The organism is Fundidesulfovibrio sp., assembly GCF_058402725.1.
Genome location: NZ_JBZVFJ010000162.1, coordinates 1 through 6,761, shown reverse-complemented (window position 1 = coordinate 6,761; position 6,761 = coordinate 1). Strand labels below are relative to the sequence as shown.

The window sequence follows — 6,761 nt, the reverse complement described above, 5'->3', positions numbered from 1 at the left end:
CGAGCCCACGCCGCGCCCGGCGTGCTCCGAGACGCGCGCCGTGACCACGGCCATGAGCGCCGCCGGGGGCTTGAGCCCCTGGGGGATGGCGGCCGAGAGGGCGGCCTTGCCCTCGGCGTCGGTCTGGATCTCCTGGCGCAAAAGGTTCACGTTTTCGAAGGCGCGCTCGCTTGTGCCGAAGGCGTAGGCCTCGAAGCCCTTGGGGGTGAAGGGCGCGGCGGCGAGCACCACGCTGGCCTCGCCGGGCAGCCCGGCGGCGGGCGCTCCGAAGAGGTAGTCGGCGCGCACGCTGAAGGCCAGCTCCTGGCCCGGGCCGGCGCGCTCCACCTGGGGCAGCACGTTCACGGCGATGCGGTCGGGCTGGAAGTCCTCCACCTGGAAGCGGTACTGGCCGATGGGCTCCTCGCCCGCCAGCACGTCCAGGGTCCAGGCCCCGGTGGGGGCGTGGGAGGGCATGGCCCGGGCGAAGGAGGCCAGGCCCTGGGCGTCCGTGCGCAGGGTCTCCACGGCGGCCTCGCGGCCCTGGGGGTCGCTCCAGACCAGCTTGAGGGGCATGGGCGGCGGGGTCTTGAGCTTGGGGTCGCGCACGGCGGTTATGCCGCGCACGGTCTCGCCGGGGCGGTAGATGTCGCGCTCGCCCCAGGTGAAGGCCTGGTAGCCCGCCTGGGCCACCTCCACGCCGGAGACGTCCAGGCCGGTCATGTCCGTGCCGAAGCGGTCGAAGAGCAGGAAGGCGTAGTCGGCGTCCTTCTCCACGGAAATCATGTACGGCTCGGTGCCTTCGGGCAGGGCGGCCAGCCCCTTGGCGCGCCAGACGCCCTTGGCGTCCGTGACGCCCTGGGCCAGCACCTGGTTGCGGTTGGAGATGAGCTTCACGCGCGCGCCCGCCACGCTGGAGACGTCCTTGAAGGAGCTGACCCACACGAGCAGGTCGTCCTTGCCGCGCTTGGCGGCCACGCCCAGGTCGGTGACGAGCATCCAGCGCTGGGCCGGGCTGGACTCTCCGTCGTCCTGGGACACGGTGAGGCGGTAGAGACCGGGCTCCGTGCCCTTCACGAGCCGGGCCAGGTCCACGGGAGTGTTCACGGCCTGGTTGCGGGGGCTTTGGAACTTGAAGTCCTCCTCGGCCACGGCGTCGCCCAGGTAGGGGAGCACCTCGCCGTAGCCGCCGTCGTCGTCGAAGGCCTGCTCGCCGTAGTAGTTGAGGGCGAAGAAGATGTTGTTGCGGAAGACGCGCTCCACGCGCAGCTTGGCGGCCTTGAGGTTCACGGTCTCCAGGGCCACCTTGCCCGCGCCGCTCTTGGGCAGGAACACGCCCGGATTGGCGAAGCGCGCCGTGGGCTTCTGGTCGGGCACGGCCAGGGGGACGCGCGCCTCGCGCTCCAGCTTCGCGCCGTCGGCGGCCGCGAAGCCCTGGGGCAGCACGAGGGCGTAGCGCACGCCGTAGCGGAAATTGCCCGAGACCCACAGGCCCTCCTCGTCGCGCGAGAAGCCCGCGCCCTCCAGGGGGGGCTCGAAGCGGGCCTGCTCGCGCAGGGCGTCGGGGTCCACCTTGGCGGAGAAGTTCAGGCGGAAGCCCTTGCGGTATTCCTCCCACGCGCCGGGGTCGCGCGGCTTGAGCACGGAGGCGTGGACCACCGGGAAGGCGTAGGCCTGGGTCTGGTCCAGCACGAAGCCCTCGTCGGAGCGGGTGGCGTCCTTGTCCACCAGCAGGGTGAACATGCGCGTCTTCTCGTCGGCCTGCACGGGGTCGGACTCGAAGCGCACCACGGGGGTCGTTCCCTCCTGGTCCAGGAGGATGTGCAGGGGCACGGGCTTGTCGGGGCCCAGGCGGGGGTCCACCAGGCGCAGGGCCTTCTCCATGTCCCGGGGCTGCATCTGGCGCGAGAAGCTCACGGAGCCGCGCACCACGTAGAGTCCAGGCTTGCCGGGCACGGGGTCGGGCTCGGCGGCGAAGCGGTGCACGGCCAGGGGCGCGGGACGCACGCTGAACTGCGTGCGCCCGCCCAGCTTGCCGCCCTTGGGCAGGATGGCCTCGGGCACGGCGGTGAAGGCGTAGGTGCGGGCGGGGTCGACGCCCTTCTTGTCCTGGGCCGTGAAGCGCAGGATGTAGGGGCCTGCCCAGTGCCACACGCCGGGCACGTCGGGTTCGATGCGGAACGGAGCCTGGACCAGCGGCCCCGAGGATTCGGCCTCGCCCACGGGCCTGGTGAAGGAGACGATCACCTCGCCGGGGCGGTTCGGGTTGTGGCGGAACACCGCCACCTCCACGGCCTCGCCCGGGGCGGGGGCTTCGTTCCCGGGGGCCTCGGGCCTGACGGGCGCGGGCCTGGGGGCCTCGGCCGCGGGGGCCTGGGGCTTTGCCGCCTCGGGGGCAGCCGGAGCCGGAGCCGGGGGCTCCCCGCCGCGCCAGAGGAACCAGCCCTGCACCGCCACCACGAGCAGCAGGATGACGATCACCAACGACTTGACGGCGGACGACTGCGGGGCGTCGTGGCTCATGGGCACTCCGGGAGGAACGTTTTTTCCCTTCTAGCACGCCTGGGCGCATTGGCAAGGCCGGGCGCGCGCTGCGCCCTTGACGGGCTCCCGGGATTGCCCCATAAACCCGGCCCATGAGCACCCAGCGTCCCACCCTCTCCGTGGTGATCCCCGTCTACAACGAGCGCAACACCATCCTGGAGATCGTCGACCGCGTGCTGGAACAGCCCGAAGTGGACGAGATCGTCCTGGTGGACGACCACTCCACCGACGGAACCCGCGACATCCTGCGCTCCCTCCAGGGCCGGGAAAAGCTCCAGGTGCTCTTCCACGACCGCAACCAGGGCAAGGGCGCGGCCCTGCGCACCGCCTTCCGGGCCGCCACCAAGGACCTGGTGCTCATCCAGGACGCCGACCTGGAGTACGACCCCGCCGACTACCCGCACCTGCTGGCCCCCATCCGCATGGGCCGGGCCGACGCCGTGTTCGGCTCGCGCTTCCTGGGCGGCACGCACCGGGTGCTCTACTTCTGGCACTACCTGGCCAACCGCTTCCTCACCCTGCTCTCCAACGTGTTCACCGGGCTCAACCTCACGGACATGGAGGTGTGCTACAAGGTGTTCCGCCGCGAGCATCTCCAGCGCATGACCCTCGTCTGCGACCGCTTCGGCATCGAGCCCGAACTCACGGCCAAGATCGCCCGCATGAAGGCGCGCATCTACGAGGTGCCGGTCTCCTACTACGGACGCACCTACGAGGAAGGCAAGAAGATCGGCTGGAAGGACGGCGTCTCCGCCATCTACTGGATCGTCCGCTTCGGCCTGATCCGCACCCGCTGATCCGCGCCCGCCGAACCGCACCCTTTGAACCGCACCGGCCTCGACACCTTCGACTTCCACCTCCCGGAAGAGCTCATCGCCCAGGCCCCGGCCGGGCGGCGCGACGCCTCGCGGCTGATGACGCTGGAGCGCGCCACGGGCGAGACCTCCCTGGCCCGCTTCGCAGAGCTGCCCGACCTCCTGCCCCCCGGCGCGCTCCTGGTGGCCAACAACACGCGCGTGCTCCCCGCGCGCCTCAAGGCCTCAAAGCCCACGGGCGGGGCCGTGGAGATGCTCCTGCTCACGCCCCTGCCGCTGCTGGAAGTCCATGAGGCGCAGGACGGCTGGCGCGAGGCCCAGGCCCAGGCCCTGCTGCGCGCCTCCAAGAAGCCCAGGCCCGGCCAGGAGCTGGCCTTCGACCCGGACCTGACCGTGCGCGTGCTGGAGCGCGGCGACTTCGGGCGCTGCCGCGTGACCCTGCGCTTCCGGGGCGACCTGCAGGCCCTCTTCGAGCGCATCGGGCACATCCCCCTGCCCCCCTACATCCGCCGACCGGACGCGGCGGCCGACCGCGAACGCTACCAGACGCTCCACTCGCGCCCGGACAAGCAGGGCTCCGCCGCCGCGCCCACCGCCGGGCTGCACTTCACCCCCGAGGTGCGCGCCGCCCTGGAGGCCCGGGGCTTCGGCTGGGCCGAGGCCACGCTCCACGTGGGCTACGGAACCTTCAGCCCCGTGCGCGCCACGGACATCCGCGACCACCGCATGCACGCCGAATGGGCCGAAATCCCCGAGGAGACCGCCCGCGCCGTTCTCCTGGCGAAGGGACAGGGACGCCCGGTCATCGCCGTGGGCACCACCTCGGCCCGCGCCCTGGAGGGGGCCTTCCGGGTCTGCGGCGAAATCCGCCCCTTCGCGGGCGAAACAGACATCTTCATCCGCCCCGGCTACTCCTTCGCCGTCCTGGACGGACTGCTGACCAATTTTCATTTGCCGCGCTCAAGCCTAGTGATTATGGTTTGCGCCCTGGCAGGCACGGACGCCGTTCTTTCCGCCTACGCCCGCGCCGTGCGCGAGCGCTTCCGCTTCTTCTCGTACGGCGACGCCATGCTCATCCGCTAGATCAGGGACCAGCACCCACGGAGAAACCCATGTCGAGAATCGTCATCGACGAGGTGCGCTGCAAAGGCTGCCTGCTGTGCACCGCCGTCTGCCCCGAGGAGATCATCCGGGTGTCCAGCCGGATCAATCCCCAGGGCTACAAGGTCGTGGAGGCCGACCCCGAGCGCCTCCCCTCCTGCACCGGCTGCACCGCCTGCGCCCAGACCTGCCCGGACATCGCCATCACGGTCTTCCGCACCAAGAAGCCCGGAAAGGAGGCCGCCCGATGAAGAGCGAGCGCATCTTCGTGAAAGGCAACGAGGCCGTGGCCATGGGCGCCATCGACGCCGGGCTCAAGGCCTATTTCGGCTACCCCATCACGCCCCAGAACGAGATCCCCGAATACATGTGCGAACACCTGCCCGAGGCGGGCGGGGCCTTCGTGCAGGCCGAGAGCGAAGTGGCCTCCATCAACATGGTGCTGGGCGCGGCCGCCATGGGCGTGCGCGCCATGACCACATCCTCCAGCCCCGGCATCTCGCTCATGCAGGAGGGCATCTCCTACCTGGCCGGCAGCGAGCTGCCCTGCGTCATCGTGAACATGATGCGCGGCGGCCCGGGCCTGGGAGACATCAACACCGCCCAGGCCGACTACTACCAGTCCACCCGGGGCGGCGGCCACGGCGACTACCGCACCCCCTGCCTGGCCCCGGCCTCCTGCCAGGAGGCCTATGAGCTCACCCGCGAGGCCTTCGACTGGGCCTTCGAGCACCGCACCCCCGTGCTCATCGTGGGCGACGCCATCCTGGGCCAGATGAAGGAACCCCTCACCCGCCGCGCCCCCCGCCCCGCCGACCCCGCCGAAGGGCAGGACTGGCGGCTCTCCGGCGCGGCCGGACGCCCCGCGCGCATCATCCGCTCCCTGCGCCTGGCAGAGGGCACCCTGGCCCGGCACAACCTGCTCCTCCAGGACAAGTACCAGGCCCTGCAGAGCCTCGCCCGCGCCGACTGCTTCCTCACCGAAGACGCCGACCTCGTGGTGGTGGCCTTCGGCTCCATCGGACGCATCGCCAAGTCCGCCGTGCGCAAGCTGCGCGCCAAGGGGCTCAAGGTGGGGCTCGTGCGGCCCGTCACCCTCTACCCCTTCCCCTCCGCCGTGCTGCGCGAGCTTGCCCAGGCCGGCAAACGCTTCCTGACCATCGAACACAACATGGGCCAGATGGTCGACGACGTGCGCCTGGCCGTCCGGGGCGTCGCCGACTCCGATTTCTTCGGCGCGCTCCCCGGCAACCTGCCCACGCCCGACGAATTCGAAGAAGCCATCGCCAAGGCCTGCGCCGGAGAACGCTCATGAGCGAAAACATCGTGTTCCAGCGCCCGTCCGTCATGGCGGACGTGGCCACCCACTACTGCCCCGGCTGCCAGCACGGCGTTGTCCAGCGCCTGGTGGCCGAATACATCGACTCCCGCCAGCTGGCCGAGAAGACCGTCATGGTCACCTCCATCGGCTGCTCGGTGCTGCTCTACAACTACCTGCTCATGGACGCCGTGGAGGCCCCCCACGGGCGCGCCCCGGCCGTGGCCACGGGCGTCAAGCGCGTGGCCCCGGACAAGGTGGTCTTCGCCTACCAGGGCGACGGCGACCTGGCCTCCATCGGCATGGCCGAGATCATGCACGCCGCCAACCGGGGCGAGCGCATCACCATCGTCTTCGTCAACAACACCTGCTACGGCATGACCGGCGGACAGATGGCCCCCACCACACTCATCGGCCAGAAGACCACCACCTGCCCCTCGGGACGCTGCGCCTCCTCGGCGGGGCTGCCCTTGCGCATGGCCGAGATCATGGCCGGGCTGCCCGGCGTGGCCTACGCCTCCCGCGTGGCCGTGAACACCACCAAGCACATCGCCCAGGCCAAGAAGGCCGTGCGCATGGCCTTCGAGGCGCCCTTGAACGACCAGGGCATGGGCTTCGTGGAAATCCTCGCAACCTGTCCCACCAACTGGAAGATGACGCCCCTGGCCGCCAACCAGCGCATCGCCGACGAAATGATCCCCTACTTCCCCCTGGGCGTCTTCAAGGACGCCAAAAACGCGGGAGCCTGCTAATCATGTACGCCGACGTGATCATCGCCGGGTTCGGAGGCCAGGGCGTCGTCCTGGCCGGAACCCTGCTGGCCCAGGCCGCCATGGAACACGGCCTCCATGTGACCTTCATGCCCGTCTACGGACCCGAAATGCGCGGCGGCACCGCCAACTGCACCGTGGTGCTCTCCGACGAGGACATCGGCTCGCCCATCATCCAGAGCCCCGTGGGACTCATCGCCCTCAACAGGCCTTCGCTGGAGAAATTCCAGCCCC

7 protein-coding genes are annotated in these 6,761 nt (G+C 70.4%); 6 read left to right on the top strand and 1 reads right to left on the bottom strand.

Annotated elements, in window-relative coordinates; all coding sequences use genetic code 11:
* Positions 1–2,502 (bottom strand): MG2 domain-containing protein (locus ACV4UX_RS16135; RefSeq protein ID WP_491594307.1); only part of this gene is annotated, 2,502 nt, incomplete at its 3' end.
* Positions 2,503–2,615: 113 nt separating this feature from the next.
* Here ACV4UX_RS16135 and ACV4UX_RS16130 point away from each other — a divergent pair.
* The 6 genes from ACV4UX_RS16130 to ACV4UX_RS16105 form a co-directional block, all read left to right on the top strand.
* Positions 2,616–3,320, top strand: a complete 705-nt coding sequence (locus ACV4UX_RS16130; protein ID WP_491594306.1) for a glycosyltransferase family 2 protein — start codon at positions 2,616–2,618, stop codon at positions 3,318–3,320.
* Positions 3,321–3,344: 24 nt separating this feature from the next.
* The gene (gene queA, locus ACV4UX_RS16125; RefSeq protein WP_491594305.1) at positions 3,345–4,421 is read left to right on the top strand and encodes a tRNA preQ1(34) S-adenosylmethionine ribosyltransferase-isomerase QueA; all 1,077 of its coding nucleotides are present in this window, start codon (positions 3,345–3,347) and stop codon (positions 4,419–4,421) included.
* A gap of 29 nt (positions 4,422–4,450) precedes the next feature.
* Positions 4,451–4,690: a 4Fe-4S dicluster domain-containing protein gene (locus ACV4UX_RS16120; protein WP_491594304.1), complete on the top strand. Its 240-nt coding sequence runs from the start codon at positions 4,451–4,453 to the stop codon at positions 4,688–4,690.
* Entirely contained in the window at positions 4,687–5,754 is a 1,068-nt protein-coding gene (locus tag ACV4UX_RS16115) for a 3-methyl-2-oxobutanoate dehydrogenase subunit VorB (RefSeq protein ID WP_491594303.1), read from the top strand. Before ACV4UX_RS16120 ends, ACV4UX_RS16115 begins: the two co-directional genes overlap by 4 nt.
* Positions 5,751–6,509: a thiamine pyrophosphate-dependent enzyme gene (locus ACV4UX_RS16110; RefSeq protein WP_491594302.1), complete on the top strand. Its 759-nt coding sequence runs from the start codon at positions 5,751–5,753 to the stop codon at positions 6,507–6,509. The genes ACV4UX_RS16115 and ACV4UX_RS16110 overlap by 4 nt, the downstream gene beginning before the upstream one ends.
* A gap of 2 nt (positions 6,510–6,511) precedes the next feature.
* On the top strand, positions 6,512–6,761 hold a 250-nt coding region (locus tag ACV4UX_RS16105), incomplete at its 3' end, for a 2-oxoacid:ferredoxin oxidoreductase subunit gamma family protein (RefSeq protein WP_491594301.1).

What these genes read in the sequence shown, in the direction of transcription:
- ACV4UX_RS16120 (WP_491594304.1), top strand. Translation starts at nt 4,451, where the DNA reads ATGTCGAGAATCGTCATCGACGAGGTGCGCTGCAAAGGCTGCCTGCTG.
- ACV4UX_RS16115 (WP_491594303.1), top strand. Translation starts at nt 4,687, where the DNA reads ATGAAGAGCGAGCGCATCTTCGTGAAAGGCAACGAGGCCGTGGCCATG.
- ACV4UX_RS16110 (WP_491594302.1), top strand. Translation starts at nt 5,751, where the DNA reads ATGAGCGAAAACATCGTGTTCCAGCGCCCGTCCGTCATGGCGGACGTG.
- ACV4UX_RS16130 (WP_491594306.1), top strand. Translation starts at nt 2,616, where the DNA reads ATGAGCACCCAGCGTCCCACCCTCTCCGTGGTGATCCCCGTCTACAAC.